Origin of the sequence: Halorarum salinum (assembly GCF_013402875.1) — an archaeon.
GTDB lineage: Archaea > Halobacteriota > Halobacteria > Halobacteriales > Haloferacaceae > Halorarum > Halorarum salinum.
Window position 1 is genome coordinate 1,102,005 of record NZ_CP058579.1, and the last position, 22,404, is coordinate 1,124,408.

23 protein-coding genes are annotated in these 22,404 nt (G+C 68.7%); 3 read left to right on the forward strand and 20 right to left on the reverse strand.

Features of this window, described 5'->3' with window-relative positions; translation table 11 throughout:
* Position 1: 1 nt before the first annotated feature.
* The 9 genes from xacF to HUG12_RS05250 form a co-directional block, all read right to left on the reverse strand.
* Positions 2-1,477: a 2,5-dioxovalerate dehydrogenase gene (gene xacF, locus HUG12_RS05210; RefSeq protein ID WP_394354275.1), complete on the reverse strand. Its 1,476-nt coding sequence runs from the start codon at positions 1,475-1,477 to the stop codon at positions 2-4.
* A gap of 317 nt (positions 1,478-1,794) precedes the next feature.
* Positions 1,795-2,931 (reverse strand): mandelate racemase/muconate lactonizing enzyme family protein, encoded by a 1,137-nt coding sequence (locus tag HUG12_RS05215; RefSeq protein WP_179267748.1) that lies wholly within the window; start codon positions 2,929-2,931, stop codon positions 1,795-1,797.
* 326 nt (positions 2,932-3,257) lie between these two features.
* Positions 3,258-4,241, reverse strand: a complete 984-nt coding sequence (locus HUG12_RS05220) for a Bug family tripartite tricarboxylate transporter substrate binding protein (RefSeq protein ID WP_179267749.1) — start codon at positions 4,239-4,241, stop codon at positions 3,258-3,260.
* 360 nt (positions 4,242-4,601) lie between these two features.
* Positions 4,602-5,468, reverse strand: a complete 867-nt coding sequence (locus HUG12_RS05225; protein ID WP_179267750.1) for a fumarylacetoacetate hydrolase family protein — start codon at positions 5,466-5,468, stop codon at positions 4,602-4,604.
* 1,654 nt (positions 5,469-7,122) lie between these two features.
* Complete coding sequence (gene queC, locus HUG12_RS05230; RefSeq protein WP_246308185.1) at positions 7,123-7,779, reverse strand: 7-cyano-7-deazaguanine synthase QueC; 657 nt, start codon at positions 7,777-7,779, stop codon at positions 7,123-7,125.
* Positions 7,780-7,909: 130 nt separating this feature from the next.
* The gene (locus HUG12_RS05235) at positions 7,910-8,695 is read right to left on the reverse strand and encodes a 7-carboxy-7-deazaguanine synthase QueE (RefSeq protein WP_179267752.1); all 786 of its coding nucleotides are present in this window, start codon (positions 8,693-8,695) and stop codon (positions 7,910-7,912) included.
* A gap of 2 nt (positions 8,696-8,697) precedes the next feature.
* On the reverse strand, positions 8,698-9,168 hold the full coding sequence (locus tag HUG12_RS05240) for a 6-pyruvoyl trahydropterin synthase family protein (protein WP_179267753.1): 471 nt from the start codon (positions 9,166-9,168) through the stop codon (positions 8,698-8,700).
* Between the two features lie 226 nt (positions 9,169-9,394).
* On the reverse strand, positions 9,395-11,032 hold the full coding sequence (locus tag HUG12_RS05245) for a bifunctional N(6)-L-threonylcarbamoyladenine synthase/serine/threonine protein kinase (protein ID WP_179267754.1): 1,638 nt from the start codon (positions 11,030-11,032) through the stop codon (positions 9,395-9,397).
* A gap of 15 nt (positions 11,033-11,047) precedes the next feature.
* Positions 11,048-11,356: a 30S ribosomal protein S24e gene (locus tag HUG12_RS05250; protein WP_179267755.1), complete on the reverse strand. Its 309-nt coding sequence runs from the start codon at positions 11,354-11,356 to the stop codon at positions 11,048-11,050.
* Between the two features lie 111 nt (positions 11,357-11,467).
* On the opposite strand from HUG12_RS05250, the gene HUG12_RS05255 reads away from it, so the two are divergent.
* Positions 11,468-11,890, forward strand: a complete 423-nt coding sequence (locus HUG12_RS05255; protein WP_179267756.1) for a pyridoxamine 5'-phosphate oxidase family protein — start codon at positions 11,468-11,470, stop codon at positions 11,888-11,890.
* A 96-nt stretch (positions 11,891-11,986) separates the two neighbouring features.
* On the opposite strand, the gene HUG12_RS05260 is transcribed toward HUG12_RS05255, so the two are convergent.
* The 7 genes from HUG12_RS05260 to HUG12_RS05290 all read right to left on the reverse strand — a co-directional run bounded on the left by HUG12_RS05260 (position 11,987) and on the right by HUG12_RS05290 (position 16,762).
* On the reverse strand, positions 11,987-12,517 hold the full coding sequence (locus HUG12_RS05260; RefSeq protein WP_179267757.1) for a GTP-dependent dephospho-CoA kinase family protein: 531 nt from the start codon (positions 12,515-12,517) through the stop codon (positions 11,987-11,989).
* A gap of 4 nt (positions 12,518-12,521) precedes the next feature.
* The gene (gene spt4 / locus HUG12_RS05265; RefSeq protein WP_179267758.1) at positions 12,522-12,719 is read right to left on the reverse strand and encodes a transcription elongation factor subunit Spt4; all 198 of its coding nucleotides are present in this window, start codon (positions 12,717-12,719) and stop codon (positions 12,522-12,524) included.
* Complete coding sequence (locus tag HUG12_RS05270) at positions 12,720-13,304, reverse strand: DNA-directed RNA polymerase (RefSeq protein ID WP_179267759.1); 585 nt, start codon at positions 13,302-13,304, stop codon at positions 12,720-12,722.
* 1 nt (position 13,305) lies between these two features.
* Positions 13,306-13,653, reverse strand: coding sequence for a PIN domain-containing protein (locus tag HUG12_RS05275; RefSeq protein WP_218836457.1), 348 nt, complete (start codon positions 13,651-13,653; stop codon positions 13,306-13,308).
* A 44-nt stretch (positions 13,654-13,697) separates the two neighbouring features.
* Positions 13,698-14,924 (reverse strand): translation initiation factor IF-2 subunit gamma, encoded by a 1,227-nt coding sequence (locus tag HUG12_RS05280; RefSeq protein ID WP_179267761.1) that lies wholly within the window; start codon positions 14,922-14,924, stop codon positions 13,698-13,700.
* A gap of 258 nt (positions 14,925-15,182) precedes the next feature.
* Positions 15,183-15,638: a 30S ribosomal protein S19e gene (locus HUG12_RS05285; protein WP_179267762.1), complete on the reverse strand. Its 456-nt coding sequence runs from the start codon at positions 15,636-15,638 to the stop codon at positions 15,183-15,185.
* Between the two features lie 95 nt (positions 15,639-15,733).
* Positions 15,734-16,762, reverse strand: coding sequence for a lysylphosphatidylglycerol synthase transmembrane domain-containing protein (locus tag HUG12_RS05290; RefSeq protein WP_179267763.1), 1,029 nt, complete (start codon positions 16,760-16,762; stop codon positions 15,734-15,736).
* Between the two features lie 136 nt (positions 16,763-16,898).
* Here HUG12_RS05290 and thiL point away from each other — a divergent pair, with 136 nt between their 5' ends.
* Positions 16,899-17,834, forward strand: coding sequence for a thiamine-phosphate kinase (gene thiL, locus HUG12_RS05295; protein WP_179267764.1), 936 nt, complete (start codon positions 16,899-16,901; stop codon positions 17,832-17,834).
* Positions 17,835-17,878: 44 nt separating this feature from the next.
* On the opposite strand, the gene HUG12_RS05300 is transcribed toward thiL, so the two are convergent.
* Entirely contained in the window at positions 17,879-18,769 is an 891-nt protein-coding gene (locus HUG12_RS05300; protein ID WP_179267765.1) for a restriction endonuclease, read from the reverse strand.
* A gap of 229 nt (positions 18,770-18,998) precedes the next feature.
* Between HUG12_RS05300 and HUG12_RS05305 the strand changes: the two genes are divergently transcribed.
* A complete protein-coding gene (locus tag HUG12_RS05305; protein WP_179267766.1) occupies positions 18,999-19,358 on the forward strand; it encodes a DUF2173 family protein in 360 nt (119 codons plus the stop codon).
* 59 nt (positions 19,359-19,417) lie between these two features.
* Here the strand turns inward: HUG12_RS05305 and HUG12_RS05310 are convergent, their stop codons facing one another.
* The 3 genes from HUG12_RS05310 to HUG12_RS05320 all read right to left on the reverse strand — a co-directional run bounded on the left by HUG12_RS05310 (position 19,418) and on the right by HUG12_RS05320 (position 22,060).
* On the reverse strand, positions 19,418-20,554 hold the full coding sequence (locus tag HUG12_RS05310; RefSeq protein WP_179267767.1) for a site-2 protease family protein: 1,137 nt from the start codon (positions 20,552-20,554) through the stop codon (positions 19,418-19,420).
* 203 nt (positions 20,555-20,757) lie between these two features.
* Positions 20,758-21,015, reverse strand: coding sequence for a DUF7123 family protein (locus tag HUG12_RS05315; RefSeq protein ID WP_179267768.1), 258 nt, complete (start codon positions 21,013-21,015; stop codon positions 20,758-20,760).
* A gap of 265 nt (positions 21,016-21,280) precedes the next feature.
* On the reverse strand, positions 21,281-22,060 hold the full coding sequence (locus HUG12_RS05320) for a molybdopterin synthase (RefSeq protein WP_179267769.1): 780 nt from the start codon (positions 22,058-22,060) through the stop codon (positions 21,281-21,283).
* Positions 22,061-22,404: the final 344 nt, after the last annotated feature.

Below are 22,404 nucleotides of genomic sequence, written 5' to 3' on the forward strand. Positions count from 1 at the left end.
GCTAGTAGGCGTCGTAGACGGTTCGCTCGATCGTGTAGAAACCGATGCCCGCGTCGCCCTGTTCGCGCCACGTCTCGCTGGACGAGTCCTTCACTCCGCCGAACGGGACGTGAAGTTCGAGCCCCGTCGTCTCGTCGTTGATCTTGGCGACGCCGGCCTCGATCTCGTCGACGAAGCGCCGCGCTTCACCGTGGTCGTCGGTGACGACGCTCGCGGAGAGGCCGTACTCGACGTCGTTCGCCACCGCGATCGCCTCCGCGAAGTCCTCCACCTCGATGACCGAGAGGACCGGCCCGAACACCTCCTCCCGGGCGATCCGATGGGACGGTTCGACGTCCGCGAACACCGTCGGCTCGACGTAGTACCCCTCCCCGAAGCGGTCACCCTCGGGGCGGCCGCCGCCGGCCCGGAGCGACGCACCCTCCGTCGTCGCGACGTCGATGTATTCGAGCGTCCCCTCGAGCTCCGCCTCGCTGACCTGCGGGCCCATCTCGTACGCGTCGCCAGGACCGACCTCGATGGCTTCCGCCCGGTCGACGATCGCGTCGACGAACGCGTCGTACGCGTCCGTGTGAACGATCGCGCGGGAACACGCCGTACACGCCTGCCCCGTGACGCCGAACGCCCCCGCCGCGACGACGTCTGCCGCCTCGGCGACGCTGGCGCTGTCCGTGACGACCGTCGGGTTCTTCCCGCCGAGTTCGGTCTGGACGCGCTTCCCGTCGTCCGTGGCCTTATCGTACACCAGATGGCCGACCTCCCCGCTTCCGGTGAAGGAGACTGCGTCGACGTCCTCGTGCGTGATGATCGCGTCGCCGACCGTGCGTCCGGGTCCGGTGACGACGTTGGCGACGCCGTCCGGCAGGCCCGCCTCGTCCAGCGCCTCGAAGATCGCGATCGCCCCGCCGGCCGCGATCGACGCGGGCTTGACGACGATCGAGTTCCCCGTCGCCAGCGCCGGCGCGATCTTCCAGGCCGGTATCGCGATCGGGTAGTTCCACGGCGTGATCAGCCCGGCGACGCCGACCGGATTGACCACCGTGTAGAGGTTCGTTCGCGCCCCGCTGGCGGCCTTGGCCGTCCCCCCGAGATCACGGGACTTCTCCGCGTAGTAGTGGAAGATGTCGATCGCACGCCCCACCTCGCCGCCGGCCTCCGCGTGGGTCTTCCCCTCCTCCCGGGTGAGCAGTTCCGTGATCTCGCCCTTTCGATCCGCGAGTATCGACGCCGTTTCCCGGAGGACTGCACCCCGCTCTGGAGCGGGCGTATCGGCCCACCCCTGTTGGGCCCTCGCGGCGGCCGAGACGGCCGTCTCGGCGTCCTCCGCGGTCGACTGCTGGTACGTCGCGACGGTCTCCGCGGGATCGGCCGGGTTCGTCGTCTCGAACGTCCCTCCGGCGGTCGATTCGCTCCATCGTCCGTCGACGTAGTTAGCGTTAGCTGTTGGCACGTGGCGGCCCCTTCGATCGCTGTGCATACATGTGTTGTGGTTGGGACAATCACGCGGGGCTTCGGCGTCGGCCGAGCGAGGCGGACGGGACGTCCACGCTACGAGCGGCGACGACCGCTCCGAGGTAGAGCCGGGCGTAGGGGGCGGTAGTTAGGCGTGGAGGGCGGTAGTTCGGCGTTGGGAGCGATGGTTCGGCGTTGGGAGCGATGGTTCGGGCGGAGCAGCATCGAACCGTCGACGGAGGGGAGTCGGGACGTTCGGATCCGCCGCGAGCCGATCGCGCCGCCGCGTCGATTCGGTCTGATCGGCGGCTCGTCCGGCGGCGTCGGGACGGGTCGTCGACGTCAGTTCATCCGGTACTCCTCGACGAGGTCCTCGTCGAGTTCCACGCCGAGTCCGGGCTTCTCCGGCGGGGTGATCGTTCCGCCGTCCTGTACGTAGATGTCGTCCTGGTTGGCGACGTACGGACTCGTGAGGTACTCGCCCGGATCGTCGACCTCGTCCGAGTAGACGGCGAACTCGATGAGCGAACAGACGGGACTCGCGGCGGAGACGTGGAGGCTCGCCGCGTAGTTGACCATCGGTCCGTACGCGTGGGGAAGGAACTCCTTGTTGTGCGCCTCGACGAGGGTGGCGACCCGGTTCGCCGCGGTGACGCCGCCCACGAGGTCGAGCGCGGGCTGGTAGATCTCCAGTGCGTCCACCGAGAGGTGGTCGAGCGCCGAGTACTGCGTGTGGTGGGTCTGGAAGCCGGAGATCGGGACCGAGACGCGGCGGTTCAGGTCCGCCTGTCCGTTGATGTCCGTGTGTTCGATCGGCTCCTCGAACCACTCGAGTTCGTACTCGCTGGCCGTTTTCGCCACCGCGAGCGCGTCCGAGAACTTGTAGCTCGTGTTCGCGTCGATCGCCAGCCCGAAATCGTCGGAGATGTTCTCTGCGACCGCGCGGATACGTTCCCGGTCCTTCTCGACGCCGTACCCGCCGACGATCTTCATGTGGGGGAACCCCTTGTCGGCGAGCCAGTTGGCGTCCTCGATGAGCTGCTCCTTCTCCTTCGGCAGCGGGAACGTCGCGTACGCCTCGAGCTCCCCGGCCTGCCCGCCGAGGAGTTGATAGAGCGGCTTCCCGGCGTCCTTCCCGAGGACGTCCCACAGCGCTTCATCGAGCGCGCTGAGCGCGCGGTACCCCTTCACGCCCCGTTTCACGTGTACGTAGAGCTCGTTCCAGAGCTGGGTGACGTTGCGAGGGTCCTTCCCGATCAGGTGGTTGCCCAGGGCGCTGATCCCCGCGGCCGCCGACCGGGAGCTGTCCCCGGACGGGTCGTCGAGGAACGTCTCGCCGATGCCGGTTATTCCCTCGTCGGTGTGGACCTTTACGAGGACGGGCTGGACCGTCGTGTCGAAATCGGCCTTCCCGCCGGGGATGGACACTGTACCGATAGCGCTCTCTAGGACTATCGGTTCGACTTCTGTGACTTCCATGCGGGTGGCCGTTCAGTATGCTGCGTGATAAAACTACGTCTTCTGGTGGTTCCCACCGATATCGTGGCCGAAGCGGTACGGTTCCTCGACGGCTTCGGGTCGGTGCGGGACTGCCGACGGGGTAGGCCGAACGCCTCGGATCGCTCGTCGGAGCGAACGGCTGCTCCGTCGAACTCGGCGACCGTCGAGTCGCAACGCGGAGCGTCGGGTTCGGATCTCCGAGGAGGACGGTAGACGGATCCTCCCACGCCGTTCGGCCGACGGTGGCCGTCCGGTTCCGCCGAAGTCGGTCGCGGTGGGTCGTTACGGGATCGAGGACGATCCGGTCACGGGTTGTACGCGTCGAGCGCCTCCTCGAACAGCTGGACCATCTCCTCCAGTTCGGCCATGTAATCGGGACCCGAAAGGTAGCCCTCGCGGATGTCGAGGTAGTTGCTCGATTCGAACTCCTGGTAGGAGTCGGTCTCCATCGCTTCCTGAACCAGGTCGCTCCAGAAGTCGATGGCGCCCTGCGGCGTTCCGTCCTGAACCACCATCGCGCGCTTCGTTCCGAACTGGGCGTCCCAGCCGGTGTCCTCGACGTTGGGTACGTCCTCGTAACCCTCGACGTCCTGGTCGATCCCGACGTACAGGAGTTGGATGTCCCCCTCGTCGACGAGGCTCTCGAGTTCGACCAGTTCCCCGTACGCACAGTCGATCTCGCCCGTGATCACGTCGTTTTCCATCCGGCCCGCGTCGTCGTAGGCGACGATCTCGAGGTTGTCGAGGAACTCCGCCTCCTGAGCGAACTCGATGGGGAACACGGCGCTGTCGAGCCCGCCACTGATGCCGAACTGCACGCCGTCGGACTGCCCCTGGTCGACGAGTGCCTGAACGTCCTCGAACCCGTTTCCGTCCCGCCCGCTCGAGAAGATCCAGGTCGTGTCGTACTGCATGCGAGCGATCCCCGACCAGTCGTCCAGCGAGAAGGCGTCCGTCCCCTCCGCGATGTTCGGGGCGATCACGTTCGTGTCCGCGAAGATCGTGTGACCGTCCGCGGGTTGGTTGAGGACGCTCGCGGTCGCGTTCATCCCACCCGCACCGGTGACGTTCTCGACGTTCAGTTCGACGTCGATCCCCCGCTCTTGGAGGATCTCCGCCGCCGGTTGCGCGACCTGGCGGACGGCGGTGTCGGTGCCGCCGCCCGCACCCCACGGGACGACGAGCCTGACGTTCCGTTCGGGAACCCACCCGTCCGATCCGCCGTTACCGCCACCGTTTCCGCCGCCGTTACCGCCTCCCTGTCCGCCGCACCCGGCCAGGGCCGTCATTCCGGCGATACCGCTGTATTTCAGGAACCTCCGTCTACTGCTGTTACGGTTTGATGCCATGCGTCGTGTTCGCACATGACTGATTATCATATATATCTTTCCCATCCTTACAGAATTCTGTATCTATCGGCATGAATGGAAAGACGACGGAGCGAGCCGTTCGGTCCTCGATGAGTCGCAGTTCGGTGAAGCGACCTGGCGGACGGAACCCTCAGTTCACCGCGTCCGCGATCAGTCTTCGTATGGCTCCCTGTTATCGGCGTACTCGTTCGGGAGCGATTCGCCGCCCTCGTTGGGGTTCGGCCCCTTCCCGTCCCGTGAACGGCGTCCGGCGATCGATCCGATCACGGTTCGTCGCTGCTACACCTCGGTCACCGTGTTCTCCAATCGACCGATCGAGTCGATCGAGATGCTGATGGAGTCACCCTCCCGCAAGGTGAACCCGTCGTCCGGAACCAGCGACGTTCCGGTGAGGAGCACCGCCAGCTCCGGGATCGAGTTGTGACGACAGTAGAACGATGTGAGTTCCTGGCACGTTCGATGCATCCGTGCGGTCGTCGTCGTTCCTTCGTACTCGATCCCGCCGTCTCGGGTGATCGTCATCTGGATTCCCAGGTCGTGGGGATCGTCGATCGATCCCGCCGAGACGATTCCCGGGCCGATCGCACAGCACCGGTTATAGACTTTCGCCTGCGGGAGGTAGAGCGGGTTCTCACCCTCGATGGATCGACTGCTCACGTCGTTCCCGATGGTGTAGCCGACGATCTCGCCGCGATACAGCACGAGGCCGAGCTCCGGTTCCGGGACGTTCCACGACGAATCGTGTCGGATCCCGACGTCTTCGCCGTGGCCGACGGTCCGACTTGCTGTCGCCTTGAAGAACAGTTCGGGGCGTTCGGAGTCGTACACGTCGATGTAGACGTCCGGCTTTTCGCTTTCCTCTTCGCGTGCCGATTCGCTGATCTCGTAGGTTACGCCGGCGGCCCACACCTCGTCAGGCGACAACGGCCGAGCTAGGTTACCGTCGAAATCGGCCCGTGGAACGGTTTCGGCGGTTTCCACGAGTCGTGAGGCGATCGAATCGACGTCAGTCCCGCTCACCGTCGATGCCTTCGCGAGCTCTAGAAACGAATCGACGGGGGCCCTCGACGTTCCGAGGTCGTACGCCTCCTCGTTCGTTCTGACGACCAATCCAGAATCAGGGGAGTCGATCTGGTAGTATCGCATGATGTTCTGACCGGTCTGCACAGGCCTCGCGGCGCTGTTGCAACCTTCTAGATGTAGCCGACACCCGTGTATTAAAACAATGGGGTAGTTCGCGTCGATTGCCGATCGGTCGCTTTCGGTCCCGTCGGCGCGGGGGCGCACGGCGGGATCGGAGTCTCACTGCGAATTCCGACATGACGTAACGGAGTGTCTCACTGCCGAACTCGATTCCGCATCCAGAGATACTCCTCAGGGACGGGCGGACCATCGATCGCCGTCCCCCCTCGTGCAGCCCTGAGGACCCCTCGATCGAACGTCAGCCGCGATCCGGAGTCGTCGCCCGAAGCTCAGTGAAGCTACACCGCACGGTCGAAGCCCGGTTTCGAAGCTACTGAAAAACAACTTCGTTCTGAAATAGGCGATCATCGTTCTACCTTACTAAGCCGCCTTCCGGAGGCCCCCGACTAGACGGTGACCGACGGCCAAAAACCGTGTTTTGGACGATAACCGTTCTACAGGAGAGAATCGATCCACGCGGAAGGACGGCTCTTCCGACGTGATGCGATGGGGGATCTCTTTACAACTATACTATTGTAACTCCAGTCTCGTCCACCCGGAAGGTCGGATCGAACGAGTCGATTTCGATCGCACCCGTCGGGTGCAGTATCTACCCACGAAATCGCGGAGAACGACGATAGCGGGGCTAAAGCCCCGTCCGCTCCGATGCCGAAACTGATGAGGCACGCCTAGATGGAACGTTCGCACGACAGTTCCAGTATTCAGAACGGTGTTTCTCATTGGGGGACGGCAGCGTGGACTCGATACACTCGGAAGCGACGGTGAGAGGAGGTACGGTGGGTCCGACTGCCCCGACGAGGACGGTGGTCGGGGTCTCGGAGTCGGACCGCCACGGACGACACCCGCCGGCACGGACGTGGCCGACCACGCCGGACGAGCCGATTAATGACTATTCTACTAGTAATATGGGAATGTTATGATTCCGACGACGTTCGACCGCGTTTCGTCGTCTCACACGACGGATCGACGACCGACGAGAGGGGACGGGTAGCGTTCCGGCACCCCCGCTCGAACGTCGCGGCTTCAGCGAGATTACCGCCGCGGGGGTTCGGACCTGTCCGTCACGGGACGACGACGGGGGCGGCGACGACCGCAACTAGCGCGTCACCGGTCCCGAAGCGGCGCCCGCTCGCGACGGCTACGGGTGGCGTCCACCGGATCAACCCCTCCTACTGGGACCGATATCGGTCGACTACGTGGGGTGGATGGAGCGACGGCCCGCGACGCGGTCGACGGGCCGGTTTCCGGCCGGCCGACGGCTCCGTCGGCCGTACGCCATCGTCGACGTCCCCCGTCGTCCGCCCCGGTCGCTGAGGGGCGATGGCCCGATCAGCGATCCGGTCCCGCGAACTCACTGGGGAGCAGTCCCGTCGTGGCTACTCCTCGTCGACCGAGTGATTGGCCGGGGGGGTCGTCCCTCGATCCCGTCGCTTCCCAGCAACTCGAAACGCACAGGGGCCGGCCGGATACACTTACCGGATATAGGATACTAAACCTGAATACACATATTTTAGGTAATTTCGATGCCGGCCCGGACGCCCCGTCACCCGGCAGCGAGAAGCCGCCCCGCCGTACCCCGTCTGCCCGAACGCACCTTTCACTGATCGGTGTAGTCGGGCCGCTGGGCGTACTCGATCGGGTCCCGGATCCCGGCCCGCCGGAACGCCTGGAGCCGGAACGCGCAGGCGTCACAGGTGCCGCAGGCGGGCGCCTCATCTCGGTAGCACGACCAGGTGTGTTCGAACGGGACGTCGAGTGCGGCACCCCGTTCGACGATGTCGGTCTTCGACCACTCCGCGAACGGTGCCTTGATGGCGATGGTCGTCTCCGGCTTGGTCCCGACGTCGACCATCGCCTCGAACGTCTCGAAAAACGCTGGTCGGCAGTCGGGGTAGCCCGAGAAGTCCTCCGAGTGGGCGCCCGTGAAGACGGCGTCACAGCCGTTCGCCTCGGCGTAGGAGACGGCCATCGAGAGCAGGTTCGCGTTCCGGAACGGGACGTACGAGGAGGGGATCCCGTCCGAGTCCAGGTCGGCCTCGGAGACGTCCCTCCCCTCGTCGGTGAGGCTCGATCCGCCGATCTTCGAGAGGTGGTCGGTCCGCAGGCGGAGGAAGTCGGCCGCGTCGAAGCGGTCGGCCTGCGCGCTCGCGCACTCGTGCTCTCTCGTCTCGGTCCGCTGACCGTACGAACAGTGGAGGAGGTGGAGGTCGTACCCCCGGTCCCGGGCGAGGGCCGCCGCGGTCGCGCTGTCCATCCCGCCGGACGCGAGGATCACCGCACGGCTCCCGCCCCTCGTCCCATCCCCGCTCCCCGCTCGATCCGTGCATCCCCGGCGCGTCGATCCGTCGCGCGTGTCGTGTGTGTCGGGCGTTTCGTCGCTCATGTCAGGTTCCGGGTGCGTCGTTCCAGAGGTCGACGTGCAGCCGTGGTGTGTAACGGTAGCCGCGTTCCAACGCCAGTTCGGCCACCTCGGCCCGTCCCTCGTCCAGCGCGTCTCGCGTCGTGCCCTCCGGCATCAGGAGAACGTCCGAGTCGGGGACCGTCGCGGCAGCCTCGGCCCGGACGCGGTCGACGACCCGCTCGATCTCCGGCAGGTCCTCGGCGCCCGTCACGACGAACTTGAGCTGGCACTCGTAGGCGTCGACCAGGCTGGACAGCGTGTCGACGTCGATCCGCGCCGCCTCGTGCCGGTCGGCCCACTCCCCGTCGCCCTTCGGATCCGTCTCGGGCGTCGGCGTGCTCGAGGATAGCTTCGGGCTGACGCTCGCCAGATCGATGGGGGCGTCCCGGAACATCGTGCCGTTCGTCTCGACGGTCGTGTGGTATCCCAGGTCGTCCAGCCGCTCGAGCAGCGGAACCGACGCCTCGTGCACGAGCGGCTCCCCGCCCGTGAGGACGACGTGGTCCGCGTCCCCGTACGACTCGACCTCCCCGACGATTTCCTCGAGCGTCATCCGCGCGTGCGTCGGCTCCCACGAGGTGTGATACGAGTCGCAGAACCAGCACCGCAGGTTACAGCCGCTCGTCCGGACGAACACGGAGGGGACGCCGGCGAGTCGCCCCTCGCCCTGGATCGAGTGGAACAGCTCGTTGATCGGGAGTCCGGTCGTCCCGGAGTCCCCCGTCCGGTCGGACGCCCGCACCGCCTCGGAGTCAGCGTTCGCCGGCATCCTCACTCCAGCGTCCCCCCGCCGCACAGTTCGTCGGTCTCGCGGACGTCGACGGCGAGAGCCGACACCGTCTCCGGCAGCACCTCGACGAGCCGGTCCTCGAGGCGAACGCTCATCACCTCGGCGGTGGGCGGCGCGTCGAGCACCACGAGCGCGTCCCCGTCCCCGGTGGCCTCGAAGGCCCCGATCAGCGGGTCCCCCTCCTCGACGAGGAACCGATGGTCCCACTCCCTGACCACGTCCGTGACGTCGCCCTTGTCCGCGATCCACCCCTCCCCGGTGAGTTCGCCGCGAAGTCGGACCTCGATCTCGTAGTTGTGTCCGTGTGGCCTGCGACACTTCCCGTCGTGGTGGAGGAGGCGGTGCCCGGCGGAGATCCGTATCGGCCTGTCCCTGCCGACGTGGAGAACTCGATCGTCCGAGCGGAGGCCGTCGGTGTTCCCACCCGCGTACCCCGAGAGTCTACTAGTCACACCGTGATATTATCGAACGGTGACTTAGGCGCACTGGTCGGACGGTCCCCGGCTCGTTCGCCCGCGAGAACGGAGCGCGGCCGGCCGACGAACGAACGGAACGCTCGTCGAACGAGGGTTCTTGTCCGAAAACGGAACCACTCGCCCCGTGACCTGACAGCCGCCGTCGAGGGGTCAGCGGTCGCGCGGTCCCCCCTCGACGCGCCGCCCGGACCGCCCGTTCGCCCTACTGGTAGCGGCCGCGCCCCTCGATGCCGCGGAGTCGCTCCAGCACCGTCTCCTCCCCCACCGCCGCGTACCCCCCCTCGAACGCCGCGACGAGCGCCTCGGGCTCCGCCGCCGTTCCCTCCAGCGACTGCTCGAACACGTGGAGGTCCATCGCGTGGTCCTCGACGTGGCCAGACCCGTAGCCGAGTCCGAAGTCGACGAGGAAGACACGGTCGCCGTCGATCCGGACGTTCCGCGTCGTGGGGTCGCCGTGCACCACGTCGGCCGCGTGCAACCGCGCGAGATACCCGCCCACCGTCCGGACGTGCTCGTCGGTGAGCGCCGCCGCGAGGTCCCGCTCCCCCACGCGCTGCATTCGGATCGTCGCCTCCGTCACGTCCACGTCCCACACGAGCGGCGTCGGAACCCCCTGCTTCCGGGCGTCCGCGAGCAAACGCGCCTCCGTGACGGTCCGATCGCGCCGCAGCGACGCGTCCAGCTCCGGGTGGCGATACCCCTTCGGGAGGCGCCGCTTCGTCACCGCCTCGCCCGAGATCTCGACGACCGCCTCCGCGCCGCGGAGATCGGCGTCGTCGCCCGCGTCGCCGGTCCCGCCGCCGTCCGCGGTCGAGCCACTGACCGGACCCACGCTCCGCGACACCGACTCCCCGTCGTCGCGCCAGGTCACCGGCACCTCGTCGGGTCGGAAGTCGGGGTCGATCGCCGACTCGGCCACGGCCACGACGTCTCCGGCCGCGGCCATCTTCGCGCCGAGCACGGCGATCATCCCGGCGTTGTCCCGCAGGAACCGCGGTTCCGGCGCGTAAAACTCCGCGCCGCGGGCGGCACACATCTCCCCGAGCATCCCGCGGAGGCGGTCGTTCTGCCCGACGCCGCCGCCCAGCACCAGTTCGTCGGTGCCGGTGAGCGACAGCGCCCGCTCGGCCACCTCCGTGAGCATCGCGAACGTGTGCTCCTGCAAGGAGTTGCAGACGTCCTCGACGGGGACGCCGTCGTCGTAGGCCGCCTTCGCGGCGCTCATGATGCCCGAGAAGGAGAAGTCCATCCCCTTCACGACGTACGGGAGTTCGACGTAGTCGCCGCCCTCGGCGTGGGCCTCGATCTTGGGCCCCCCGGGGTGGCTCCACCCGACGTGTCGCGTGAACTTGTCGAGCGCGTTGCCGACGCCGGTGTCCATCGTCTCGCCGAGCACCCGGTACCGACCGTCCCGGTAGCCGAGCAGGTGGGCGTTCGCGCCCGAGGCGTTCAGACAGACCGGCGAGTCGAAGCCGGACAGGTGGCGCCCGATCTCGAGGTGGGCCACCATGTGGTTCACGCCGACGAGGGGCACCTCGAGGGTTCTCGAGAGCGCCCGCGCCGCGGTGCCGACGATGCGGAGGCAGGGGCCGAGCCCCGGTCCGCGGGAGAACGCGACCGCGTCGATCGGGTCGGGGCCGTACTCCTCGCGTGCGCGGGCCAGCGTCCGCGCTATCACCTGCGGGATCGCCTCGCCCATGTGTTCGGCGGCCTCCCGCGGATGAATGCCGCCGCTATCGGGTTCGTACGCGTCGGACTCGACGAAAACGTCGCCCCCGGCGTCGTCGAAGACGGCGGCGCTCGCACACCACGCCGTCCCCTCGATGCCGAGGACGCGCATTCCGTGGCGGGTCGCTTACGCCTCTTCGGCCTCGGCGTCCTCGTCGGCGCCGATGGCGTTACGGTCGAGCATGTAGTCCTGTTCGACGTCCTCGGCGTCCTCGGCCGTCTCGTACACCTTCGCGTAGCCGACCGTCCTGCGCATGCCGAACTTCGTGTTCAGTTCGTGGACGACGACCTCGGCGGCGTCCTTGTCGAGTTTCGCCGCCAGCGAGTCGCGCACCTGCAGGCGCGCGGGGGTGGCGTCCTCGTGAACGATCTCGAAGCGGACGTCAGTGCGGTGCAGCATGGGGTTCTCCTCCTCGGAGATGATGTCGATATCCATGGTTCAGTTGCCGGAACATCCGCTCGTTGGTGGGAAAAGGATTTCGAAGCGGACGGAGCCGTCGCCGGCGGCGGGGACAACGCTTTGCGCCGCGCCGTCGAACGACCGCCCATGAACGGCCCGTTCACTTACACGGCGGGAATGGACGAGGCGGAGGTCGAGGCCGCACTCGGCGACGCCGGTACCGCGGTGCTCGCGCTCGCCGACGGGGACCGTGCCTACGCCGTCCCGGTCTCCTACGCCCGGGCGGACGGCGACCTCGTCGTCAGGCTCACCGACGACGGCGACGCGACCAAACTGGCCTTCCTCGACGCCACCGAGGAGGTCGTCGTCCTCGTCTACGACGACGACCCGAAGGAGGGCTGGTCCGTCCAGATCCGGGGTCGGCTCGTCCGCCTCGAGGAGTCGGCGGCCCGGCGGGTCCGTGACCGGTTCGACCCGTTCCGGGTGTTCGACGAGGACCTCGTCGACCTCGACGTCCGGCTCTACCGGGTCGATCCGACCGCCAGGGCCGGTCGACGGGTGGCGCGATAGCCCTCCCGTAGGGAGCAGTTCGTGGATGCCGTTCACGAGTGACAGTTCGCGGGTAGCGGTCCGAGCGGTGCGGCCCCGATGGCCGGGCGTCGGGGGCTATCGTTGCTCCAGCCGGTCGAACGCCGCCTCCACGTCGCCGTCCATGCGCCCGACGAGGTCACGGGCCTCGGCTCTCGTCTCCGGGGTAACCGGAACGAGCACCATCCCCTCGTCCGGCTGGCCGTAGACGACGCTCGCGCCATCCGGCGCGGCGACGATGGCCGGGAGCGTCGCGAGGTCCTCCTCGCCGGTCACGTGGATCACGACGTTCTCGTCCCGGTCGATGGCCTCTCGGAGCGCGTCGAGCATGTCGGCCGAGAGCGTCGCCGGCGGGTTCTCGACCTCGATGCGGGGGTTCCCGCCGGCGAGCACCGCGGCGATCTCCTCGCTCACGGCCTCCCGCTTCGTCCTCCCGTCGAGGACCGAGACGTCCGGGTCGCGGCCGGCGACCCGGAGGTGGTAGGTGACGACGTCGCCGACCGCGACGATCGGGTCGCCGGCGTCCGCGAGCAGCGCGTCCGTCTCGACGTACACCGGGCCGAGCGGCTCCTTGAACGCGCCGCGGAGGGTCTCGGGCAGGCGGAGCATCCGGTCAGCGGACCTTCAGCGCGTAGCTGCCCGCCTTGGTCACGTTCATCTCGGGGGCGATCTCGGACTGCTCGGGATGGGTGATGATGATGTAGCCGGCCCAGTCCTCCGTGAGCGAGGAGGAGCCACAGTTGTCGCAGGTCTGGCTGTCGGGGTCGTTCACGTAGTGGCACTCGCGGCACGCGAGCCGGTCCTCGGCCATCTAGCTCCCCTCCGCGGTCGCCTCGTCGCCCTCGTCGCGCTTCGCCGCCTCGTCCTCGAGCCAGCCGTGCTTGCCGAGGCCGGGCTGTTTCGCGGTGAGCCCGATCTTCGAGTCGCGGGGGTTCCGCTCGTCGATGCTCTTGGTCACGACGCGCACGCGGACGGCGTCCTCGACGCCGAGGGTCTGGTTCGACTCCGTCGACGCGAGCTGTTGGTTCTCGCCGTCGTAGGCGAGATATTCGTCCGATATCTGGGAGACGTGGAGCAGCCCGTCCACGGGGCCGATGCCGACGAAGGCGCCGAACTCGACGACCTCCACCACGTTCCCGTCGACGACCTCCTGCATGTCGGGATCGAAGGTGATGGCGTCGAACTCGGCCTCGTAGTACACGCCGGGTCGGTTCGGCAGCACCGCGCCCTCGCCGATGTCGTGTACCGCGACGACGCTGACGACGCTGCCGACGTCCTCGTCCATGCGGCCTTCCAGCTTGTCCTGCAGGAGCTTTCGCACCCTGTCGTTCGTCACGTCGGCCAGGTGCTCGGGTGGCACCTCGACCGTGTCCTTGAGTCGTACCCGTTTGTACATGTTATCGCTCTGTTACCGCCAGTGTGTTCGCGCCCCTTAAACAGATTACGCGAACGCCCCGTTCGGCGAGGCGCTCGCGCAAGGGAGCGTCGTTCGTGACCACGTAGCCGTCGAACTCGCGTCGGGCGAGTTCGACGACGGCGTCGTCGGCGTACCGTTCGTGCGTCTCGACCACCCGACAGCGCTCCGCGAGGTCGCGGCCGACCGACGCCGCCGTCGCCTCCTCGCCCGCACCCTCGGACAGGTTCTCCAATTCCGCGACGACCGCCCGCGGGACGACCGGATCGGGGTCGGTCACCAGTCGGTCCAGTTCCTCGAACACGCGGACGCCGCACTCGACCGGCATCATTAGCGCGTTCGTGTCGAGGACCACGGTCGTCACGGGGGAGTCACCTACCGCAGCGTCCCGACGCCGATGAGCCGCCAGCGGGCGCCCATCCGTCGGTTGATCGCGATCTTCGCGCCCGACTCCGCACAGACGGGGCGCTTCAGCGACACCTCGCACTCGCCCTCTCGGGCGCTCGTGACCGCGCCCACGGTGGTCGCGGTGCCGACCGTGAGCATCAGCGGCTCGCCGGTCGAGATCTCCTCGACCTCGCCCTCGCCGACGACGCGGTCGAGCAGTTCGACCCCCATCTCGAACGCCTCACGCGTCGGCGGCAGGCTTCCGGGTTCGCCTGCGACCTGCCCCGCGAGCGCGTCGCCCTTCGTCAGGCTCGGATCCAGACCCGTGCCGACCCCGAGCAGACCGCCGGGGCTGACCTTCTCGACCGACCGGCCGCCGGCCTGGAGCGAACGCACGCTCGTCTCGATGGGCCGGTGCTCGGTCTGGCCGCCCTCCTCGACCTCGCGGCCGGGCCGGAGTTCGAGCTCGTCGCCCGCCTCGAGGGTGCCCTGCGAGAGCGACCCGCCGAGCACGCCCCCGAGCAACTCGTCGGCGGTCGTGCCGGGCCGGTTGATGTCGAACGACCGCGCGACGTACATCCGCGGGGGGAGCGTCTCGTCCCGGTCGGGCGTCGGGATCTCCTCCTCGAGCGCCCCGATGAGCACGTCGACGTTGATCCCCTGTCCGGCGCTGATGGGGACGATCGGCGCGCCCTCGGCGACCGTCCCCTCGACGAACTCCTGGATCTGCGCGTAGTTCTCGCGGGCGCGCTCGGAGCCCACGAGGTCGATCTTGTTCTGGGCGACGACGATGTTCTCGATGCCGATGATGTCCAGCGCCATCAGGTGCTCCTCGGTCTGGGCCTGGGGCACGTCCTCGGTGGCCGACACCACCAGGACGGCGCCGTCCATGATGGACGCGCCGGACAGCATCGTCGCCATCAGCGTCTCGTGGCCCGGCGCGTCGACGAACGAGACGGTCCGAAGGACCTCGGTCTCGACGTCGTGTTCCGGGCACCTCTCCTCGACGGTGAACGCTTCGGGCTCGTCGCACTCGGGACACTTGCGTAGCGTCGCGTCGGCGTATCCCAGCCTGATTGAGATGCCGCGCTTCATCTCCTCGCTGTGCTGGTCGGTCCACGACCCCGAGAGCGCCTGCACGAGGGTCGTCTTCCCGTGGTCCACGTGGCCGACGAGTCCGATGTTCACCTCCGGTTGTGTTTTCTCCGTCACCATTGACCTCCGAGAGATAATCTCGTTAGGTAAATTCGCCTCCTGCGAGTGATAAAGGTGCTGTTCTCGGCTTCCGCGCCCCCTTGCGGTTTCCGGCGGTCGCGTGGCAGCCGATCACACCGGTCGACGCGGTTGGGCGATTACCCCGGGGACCTGCCCCCGCGACGGGTCGCCCACGGCCCCCGTCGTCCGCCGTCGAGCGGCGTCGTCCGCCTCGCTCCCGGCCGAGGGGGGACGTCGCGAAAACGGCCTCGAACCGGTCTACGCGTAGCGTTCGAGCTCCGGCCGGTCGAGGCCCTCCAGCACGTCGCCTGCGGCCTCGTCGAGGAACGCGCGACCCTCGTCGGTGATCCGGCGGCCCTCGCCCTTGGCGGTCTCGACGAAGCCCTCCTCCTCGAGCTGCTGGAGCGCCACCCGGATGATCTTCCGCGAGCCGGCGGCGTGCTCGGCGGGGGAGACGCGGTAGCGCGTCGAGCCGCCCTTGGAGCCACCGTACCCGGTGGCGAGCCGCTCGACGCCGATGGGGCCGTTGTCGGCGACCTTCCGGAGCAGGGAGGCGGTCCGGACGAACCAGAAGTCCTCCTGCTGGGGCGGGAGTTCGCGGCCCGTCCCCGTCTTCGTGAAGCCGGCCCACTCCGGCTCCTCGATGCGCTCCTCGAGCCGGTCGGCGACCTCCTCGATGAGGTCCGCCGCCGGGACGTCGTAGAGAGTGACCATACGGCCGGATTCACCGTCCCGGCGTTTAAACTCGTCGTCTCTCCGTCGCGGCTGTCACTCGCTCACGGGGGCGCCGGACCGGAGGATGTGGCCCCTCACCCGAGTCCGTCCGCGCCCACGACGCCCACGACGGCCCCGCCGACGAGCACGGGGATCCAGAACACCGCGCCGCGGTAGATGACGACCGCCGCGAGGGCCGTCCCCGCGCCGACGTTCACGCCCGGGAGCGCCGCCAGCACGGCGACGAGCACCGCCTCGATGCCGCCCACGCCGCCCGGCAACGGGGTGGCGCCCGCGATGGCGCCCATCGGCACGACGAACAGCATCGCCGAGAGCGGGACCGACGCGCCGATGGCCTCGAAGGCGACCCAGAGCCCGAGCATCTGGCAGCCCCAGCCGAGCGTCGAGGCTCCGAGCGAGAGGGCGATGGCCTCGCGGTCGGTCGCGACGCGCTCGATGGCGCCGAAGAAGTGGCCGATGCGGGACTCGATGGCGTCCGGGTCGGGGACGGGGACGCCGGGGACCAGCCCCGCCAGCCGGCGGACGACCGGCGTGAGCGCCGAGACGACGCGGTGCTCCAGGCTATACCTGTGCCGCCACCCCAGATACACGAGCCCCGGCACCGCCACGGCGAGGAGCACGACGACGCCGGTGGCGACCCGGAGCCGGGTGCCGAACGTCGTCTCCGTCGCGAAGTAGGCCGCGCCGACGAGCGCGAGCGTGATGGAGGGGACGAAGTTCAGCGTGTCCACGCTCGCGATGGCCGCCAGCCCGCGCTCGTACTCGGTGTCGGTCATCTTCGAGATGAGCAGCGCCGTCACCGGCTCGCCGCCGGCCTGCCCGAACGGCGTCACGTTGTTCGAGAACATCGCGCCGTTGAACACGAGAAACGACTTGCCGACCGACGTCCGCACGCCGAGCACGCCGAGGACGGTCCGGAGCGCGAACGACCAGGCGAGGAGCCAGGCGACCGTCAGCCCGACGACGACCAGCACCAGCCCCGTCCTGGCCCGCGAGAGCTCCGCGAGCAGTTCATCGACGCCGACGAGGTGGAGCATCGTCGCGAGGACCACGGCCGCGGCACCGAAGCCCAGGACGGTGGCGCGGAGCTGGTCGCGGTCCATGCCCCCGGCTCCGTCCGGATTCGGTATCAAGCCGTCGAAAGCATCGACCCGGTTCGATTCCCGACGGATTCGCGGGTCAGTCGCGTACCCGATCCGCGTCGAAAGCGTTTCGGGGACCCGCGCCGACGGGCGACCGATGGACGAACGCGAGGCGCTGTCGTTGCTCGCCGCGGAGCTCCCCGGCGCGGGCGACGACTGCGCGGTCGTCGACGGCCGCGTGCTCACGACCGACATGCTCCACGAGTCGGCCGACTTCCCGGACGGCGTCACCCGCTACACCGCCGGCTGGCGCTCGGTCGGCGCCTCGCTCTCGGACGTGGCGGCGATGGGCGCGGACGCGGAGGCGGCCGTCGCGGCCTACGCCGCCCCCTCCTTCGACGCCGGGGAAATCCGGGCGTACGTGCGCGGCGCCCGCGACGTCTGCGAGGCGGTCGGCGCCGAGTACGTCGGCGGCGACCTCGACCGGACGGACGAGTTCACCGTCGCGACGACCGTCGTCGGCGCCGCCGCCGACCCCGTGCTCCGATCGGGCGCGAGCCCCGGCGAGGTCGTCTGTGTCACCGGTGCGCTGGGGCGGACCGCCGCCGCGCTCCGGTTCTTCGAGCGCGCGGCGGCCGGCGACCCGGGGGGCGCGAGGGACGCCGCTGGCGCAGGGAACGCCGGGAACTCGCCGGCGGCGGTCGAGCGCGGGAACGACCTGTTCCGGTTCACCCCCCGCGTCGCGGCCGGGCGGGCGCTCCGCTCGCACGCGACCGCGATGATGGACTCCAGCGACGGGCTGGCGCGCTCGCTCCACCAGCTCTCCGAGGCGAGCGACTGCGGCTTCTCGATCCGGGAGGCCGACGTGCCGGTCCACCCGGCCGTGGACGAGGTCACGAGCGGCGAGGGGGAGCGCCGCGAGGCGGCGCTGTTCCTCGGCGAGGACTTCGAACTCGTGTTCGCGGTGCCGGAGGGGGAGTTCGACGCGGCGCGGGAGGCGTCGCCGACGCCCCTGGCGCGCATCGGCGACGTCACCGAGTCGGGGATCGAGATGGACGGCGAACCGCTTCCCGACCGCGGGTACGACCACTGAGTCGGCGGCGGTCGGGACGGGGGTCGGAACGACCGTTCCGTCGATCAGAGGCCGATCGTCCTGTACCGCCTGTAGTAGTAGTACAGCATCGGCAGCCCCGCGAGCAGGAGACTGCCGAGGAGATACCTCGGGGCGGCGGGCGACCACTCCGTCTCCGCGCGGACGTAGCGCACGTCCAGGTACCACGCGACGGGGACGGCGACCACGAGGGGCAGGACGACGCCGAACCCGAGGAGGTCGGCCACGGCGGTCCACGCGCCGCCAGCGCCGGCGAGCGCGCCGACGGCGCCGACGGCGACGAACCAGAGGACGAGTCCGAGGGGGACGAGGCGGTGCCACTGGCGCGCGCGTTCGAGGCGGTGGAGCCACCCCGGCGACGACTCGGGCGAGAGCGTGCCGTCGCCGTCGCGGAGCCCCGAACCGTCGGCGGTGCTGGGTCGACCGGCCTCGGGGTCGTCGGGTCCCCCGCCGTCCCCGACCGGCCCGTCGTCGGACCGGGCGCCCCCGCGCTCGGATCGCGGGGCGTAGCGGTCGAGGAGGTCGACCGCCTCGAGGTCGACGACGAGGGCGGCGAGGTCGTCGCCGTCGACGAGTTTGACGTTCAACTCGCGGGCCCGGTCCTCCGCGGCACCCGTGAACGAGTTCGTGGTCACGACGACGACCGAGTCGGCGTCCGGTTGCTGGTGTTTGAGGCTGGCGTACCGCTGGACGTCGGGGCCGCCGACCGTGGTGTTCGGCCCGTAGCGTTTCGCCTGTATCAGTTTCTTCTGTGCGTACGGGGTGGACTTGGTGGCGGTCACGTCGACGCCGGCGTCGACGCTCGCCGCGGAAACCTCGCAGTTCCACCCCTGTCGCTCCCAGAGGTCGGCGACGAAGTGCTCGAAGTCGTAGTTGTCCATCCCCTGTAGACGCCGCTTGATCGTTCCTCCGCCCATCTCTCGTCGAACGACAGTGGCGGGTGCGAGAAACGCGTTTTCATAACGGACGGACGGCGTCGGGTTCCGTCCCGGTCGGCCGTCGGCCGTGGCCGCAACCTGCGCGGAGGGGTATCGTCCGCCGGTCGAAACGGGTCCCGTCCGCCCGCCACGGAGGCCATCCGTGGCTATCGCGACGGTACCAGCTACTGCGTCTATTTCTCCTCGCGAGGCGTATCCCCTCCCGATGATGGACGTGAGTAACGGAGGATCGCTCCCGACCCTGAAGGAGTTGCTCGAGATCGACGGCGTGGTCGCGGCGGGCGAGTTCTCGCCGGCCGGATCGCTCGTCGACTACGAGACGAACGTGGGCCTGTCCGAGGAGGTGGCCGCGAACGCGGCACAGTTCTGCGCGTCGGTTTCGATGCTGTTCGACACGCTCGCCGACGCGTTCGGCGAGACGAGCGGCATGGAGTGGACGCCACAGCGGGGATGGGCGTACTCCGGCGGGAAGTACACGGTCGCGGTCGGCGGCGACCGCGGGGTCTTCGCCGAGACCGGGGAGGCCGACTTCGACGACCTGTTCGCCGCGCTCGTCGGGTCGAGGTAGGCCCGCCCCGGTTTCGACTTCTCGGGGCGACCGTTTTCGACCATACCAGACGGCCCCGCTTACAGCGTCGTCACCTGGATGGGCACGAGCATGAAACACAGCAACCCGAGCGCGAAGGTGAACAGACCGAGCGCCATCCGTCGCCAGCCGAGCGAGGAGTCGTCCACGGGGTCGGCCGGGCCGCGGTAGGCGATGAACGCCGAGAACAGCCCCCAGAACGCCCAGAGGCCGACCGACTCGTTGACGCCGAGGTCGCGTACGTAGTAGAGGTACGCCGAGACGCCGAACAGCGCCGCCGGGACCAGCGCCGCGACGGTTTCCTGACGTTCGCCGACCATCGCGCGAACGATGTGGCCGCCGTCGAGTTGGCCGACCGGGAGGAGGTTCAGGACGGTGAAGAACATCCCCACCCACGCGCCCATGATGACCGGGTGGGCCGTCCGCCGGGGGTCGCCGTAGTCGGTCCGCTGGCCCATCGCCCCCGCGATGATGTCGAGCAGCGGCGGGTTGTTGAACACGATGACGCGGCCGCCCTGCTGGACCATCTCTGCCGGGACCGTGAACGGGCCGAGCAGCAGGCCGATGACCGTGACGACGACCGTCGCCACCAGGCCCGCGAGCGGTCCGGCGACCCCGATGTCGAACAGCGCCTCCCGGTCGGGCATCTGCCCGCGCATCCGGATGATGGCGCCCATCGTCCCGAACGGGAGGATGAAGGGGATGACGTACGGCAGCGAGACGTCGACCTCGTGGTACCGTCCCATGACGTAGTGGCCGAGTTCGTGGGTCAACAGCACCCCGAGGACGGCGGCGGTGAACGGCCACGCCTGCAGGGCGGCGGTCGGGTCCTGCCGGATCGCCGAGAACGGGATGTAGTACCAGGCGGTCGCGCCGACGAGCAGCGTCGACAGCAGCGTCGCACAGAACAGCAGGACGTTCGTCCACGGGACGCCGTCGATGCCGGCGGAGTACGGGCGGGCGACGACCACGTCGAGGCCGCGGTCCGTCTGGACGACCTGCACGTCGTAGCCCCGCTCGCGGAACGCCGGCCAGACGCGCTCGACGAGCGCCCGTTCGCCGACGTCGCTGATGCCGTAGTAGAGCACGCGTTCGCCGTCCGTTCGGACCTCGGAAAGGTGGAAGACGGCGTCCAGTTCCGGAGGGCGAGGGACCTCCCTCGGTGCCGCATCGCTCATTGGGTACGCTTCGACGCGGCGAAGGATAAGTCCTCCCGCCGGACGCCGACGAGGGCGTCGACGCCCTCGTCGGCGTCCGGTTCGCCGATGAGTCGGGCACGCCGGTGACGGATGCGGGGACCGTCGCGGGTCGGTTCGGCGAAGCGGGCGGGAGCGGGGTCACGTCTCGATCGACGCGGATCGCCGGTCGACCGACGACCGCCCTACGCGGGTTCGACCCGCCACGTGGTCGCGCTCGTGTACGACCACTTCTCGATGTCCAACTCGGTCGCGGAGTCGGTGAGCTTCACCATGAGGGCGCCGATCTCCTTGGGGGAGAGGCCGACCTCGTCGGCGATGAACTTGCTCTTGAAGTAGAGTTCGCCGTCCTGGGCCTTCCCGAGCAGGAAGCCCTTCAGGCGCTCTTCCTTGGAGGGGCTATCGACGTCGGATTCGGTGGAGGGGTTCGCGGTTGCGCTCATCCTGTGTCACCTCGATTCAACGGACCGGCCGGAGGGTGTTATAAAGGGCCGTCCGTTACCGGTAATTCGCCCTCGTTCATGTCAGTCAAGCCGTGAAACGAGGAAAACGGAACCGTTCACGACGGTTCATGAACGGACGAGACGTTTCATAAGCCGATGTGAACCACTCGTAGGGTCAACTTACGTTTCCGTCGGACTGGCGGCATACGCGCGGTAATGGGGAGTTACTTGCCGGTTCTTGCCCCGAACGAACGCGCCGCCGGACTCACGCGCGCTCGTGGACCCAGAACTCCTCGTCGGTGGTCGTCTCCTTCTTGAAGATCGGCACCTTGTCCTTGAGGCGGTCGATGCCGTCCTCGACGGTCCGGAACGCCTCGGTCCGGTGGCCCGCCAGCACGACGACGAAGACGATGTCCTCGCCGTCCTCGACGACGCCGACGCGGTGGTGGGTCGCCACGGCGAAGACGCCCTCGCGCTCGGCCAGTTCCCGCTCGATGGCGACCAGCCGTTCCTCGGCGACGCCCTCGTACTTCTCGAACGCGAGGTGGGTCGTCCGGTCGTCGTCCGGCGCGTCCTTCGCGCGGACGCGGCCCGTGAACGTCGCAATCGCGCCCGACCGCTCGGCGTCGGGGTGGGACTTGACCCGGCGGACGAGCGTCTCGAGCGTGACGTGCGGCTCGACGTCGTCGATCCGGGGCGCGAGCGCGTCGAGGTCGAGGTCGCCGATCTCGTCCACCCGCTCTACGACCTCGCCCGGGACCGACTCGTCGCCGACGACGACGGTGGGGAGCCGGAGCCGCGAGAACCCGGCGACGAGCGCATAGTCGTATTCGGGCGCGAGCCGATCCAGGAGCGCCTCGAACGTGTCGCCGGTTCCGGTCGCGTGCCAGGACCCGTCCTCGCCGAGGCGGATCTCGGCGTCCTCCGGACCGAGGTCGGGGGCGACGTCGCCGTGTCGGACCGTGGCCACCCGCCCGTCGAGGCGGGCCGCGAGCGAGTCGAGGACCGCTCCGGCGTCGGGGCCGACGATGCACAGCGCCTGCATGGTCGAGGGAGGGGGGCCGAACGGCTTAGACCTTCGGCCATTGTTCCGGGTCGTAGTTCTCGGCGGATGTTCGTCGGATCGTGTCGTGGTCGCCTCGAAACCTTCCACGGGTGCCGTTCGGAAGTCGCTCCGCTCTCGGTGCAGCACTCCCAGAAAGTCCCAGCGCCGCGGCCCCTTTCAATCCCACCCGACCGCACTGCACCTCGCCCTCCCCGGCCTCCTGTGCTCCTCGCTCGGCTCCCTCCGGTCGCCTCACTGCGGTGCTCGTCCCTCGCGCGCGTTGCTCGCGCGCGCCATTCGGTTGGTTCTTCGAGCGAGCGATACGCGCCGAACCCCCCGCCATC

Bases quoted from the DNA above. Each gene is read 5' to 3' on its own strand.
- queC (WP_246308185.1), bottom strand. From the start codon at position 7,779: ATGGACAGCGCGACCGCGGCGGCCCTCGCCCGGGACCGGGGGTACGAC.
- HUG12_RS05270 (WP_179267759.1), bottom strand. From the start codon at position 13,304: ATGTACAAACGGGTACGACTCAAGGACACGGTCGAGGTGCCACCCGAG.
- HUG12_RS05245 (WP_179267754.1), bottom strand. From the start codon at position 11,032: ATGCGCGTCCTCGGCATCGAGGGGACGGCGTGGTGTGCGAGCGCCGCC.
- thiL (WP_179267764.1), top strand. From the start codon at position 16,899: ATGGACGAACGCGAGGCGCTGTCGTTGCTCGCCGCGGAGCTCCCCGGC.
- HUG12_RS05290 (WP_179267763.1), bottom strand. From the start codon at position 16,762: ATGGACCGCGACCAGCTCCGCGCCACCGTCCTGGGCTTCGGTGCCGCG.
- HUG12_RS05310 (WP_179267767.1), bottom strand. From the start codon at position 20,554: ATGAGCGATGCGGCACCGAGGGAGGTCCCTCGCCCTCCGGAACTGGAC.
- HUG12_RS05220 (WP_179267749.1), bottom strand. From the start codon at position 4,241: ATGACGGCCCTGGCCGGGTGCGGCGGACAGGGAGGCGGTAACGGCGGC.
- HUG12_RS05225 (WP_179267750.1), bottom strand. From the start codon at position 5,468: ATGCGATACTACCAGATCGACTCCCCTGATTCTGGATTGGTCGTCAGA.
- HUG12_RS05260 (WP_179267757.1), bottom strand. From the start codon at position 12,517: ATGCTCCGCCTGCCCGAGACCCTCCGCGGCGCGTTCAAGGAGCCGCTC.
- HUG12_RS05235 (WP_179267752.1), bottom strand. From the start codon at position 8,695: ATGCCGGCGAACGCTGACTCCGAGGCGGTGCGGGCGTCCGACCGGACG.
- HUG12_RS05305 (WP_179267766.1), top strand. From the start codon at position 18,999: ATGGACGTGAGTAACGGAGGATCGCTCCCGACCCTGAAGGAGTTGCTC.
- HUG12_RS05255 (WP_179267756.1), top strand. From the start codon at position 11,468: ATGAACGGCCCGTTCACTTACACGGCGGGAATGGACGAGGCGGAGGTC.
- HUG12_RS05300 (WP_179267765.1), bottom strand. From the start codon at position 18,769: ATGGGCGGAGGAACGATCAAGCGGCGTCTACAGGGGATGGACAACTAC.
- HUG12_RS05280 (WP_179267761.1), bottom strand. From the start codon at position 14,924: ATGGTGACGGAGAAAACACAACCGGAGGTGAACATCGGACTCGTCGGC.
- HUG12_RS05215 (WP_179267748.1), bottom strand. From the start codon at position 2,931: ATGGAAGTCACAGAAGTCGAACCGATAGTCCTAGAGAGCGCTATCGGT.
- HUG12_RS05275 (WP_218836457.1), bottom strand. From the start codon at position 13,653: ATGATGCCGGTCGAGTGCGGCGTCCGCGTGTTCGAGGAACTGGACCGA.
- HUG12_RS05250 (WP_179267755.1), bottom strand. From the start codon at position 11,356: ATGGATATCGACATCATCTCCGAGGAGGAGAACCCCATGCTGCACCGC.
- HUG12_RS05285 (WP_179267762.1), bottom strand. From the start codon at position 15,638: ATGGTCACTCTCTACGACGTCCCGGCGGCGGACCTCATCGAGGAGGTC.
- spt4 (WP_179267758.1), bottom strand. From the start codon at position 12,719: ATGGCCGAGGACCGGCTCGCGTGCCGCGAGTGCCACTACGTGAACGAC.
- HUG12_RS05320 (WP_179267769.1), bottom strand. From the start codon at position 22,060: ATGCAGGCGCTGTGCATCGTCGGCCCCGACGCCGGAGCGGTCCTCGAC.
- xacF (WP_394354275.1), bottom strand. From the start codon at position 1,477: ATGCACAGCGATCGAAGGGGCCGCCACGTGCCAACAGCTAACGCTAAC.
- HUG12_RS05315 (WP_179267768.1), bottom strand. From the start codon at position 21,015: ATGAGCGCAACCGCGAACCCCTCCACCGAATCCGACGTCGATAGCCCC.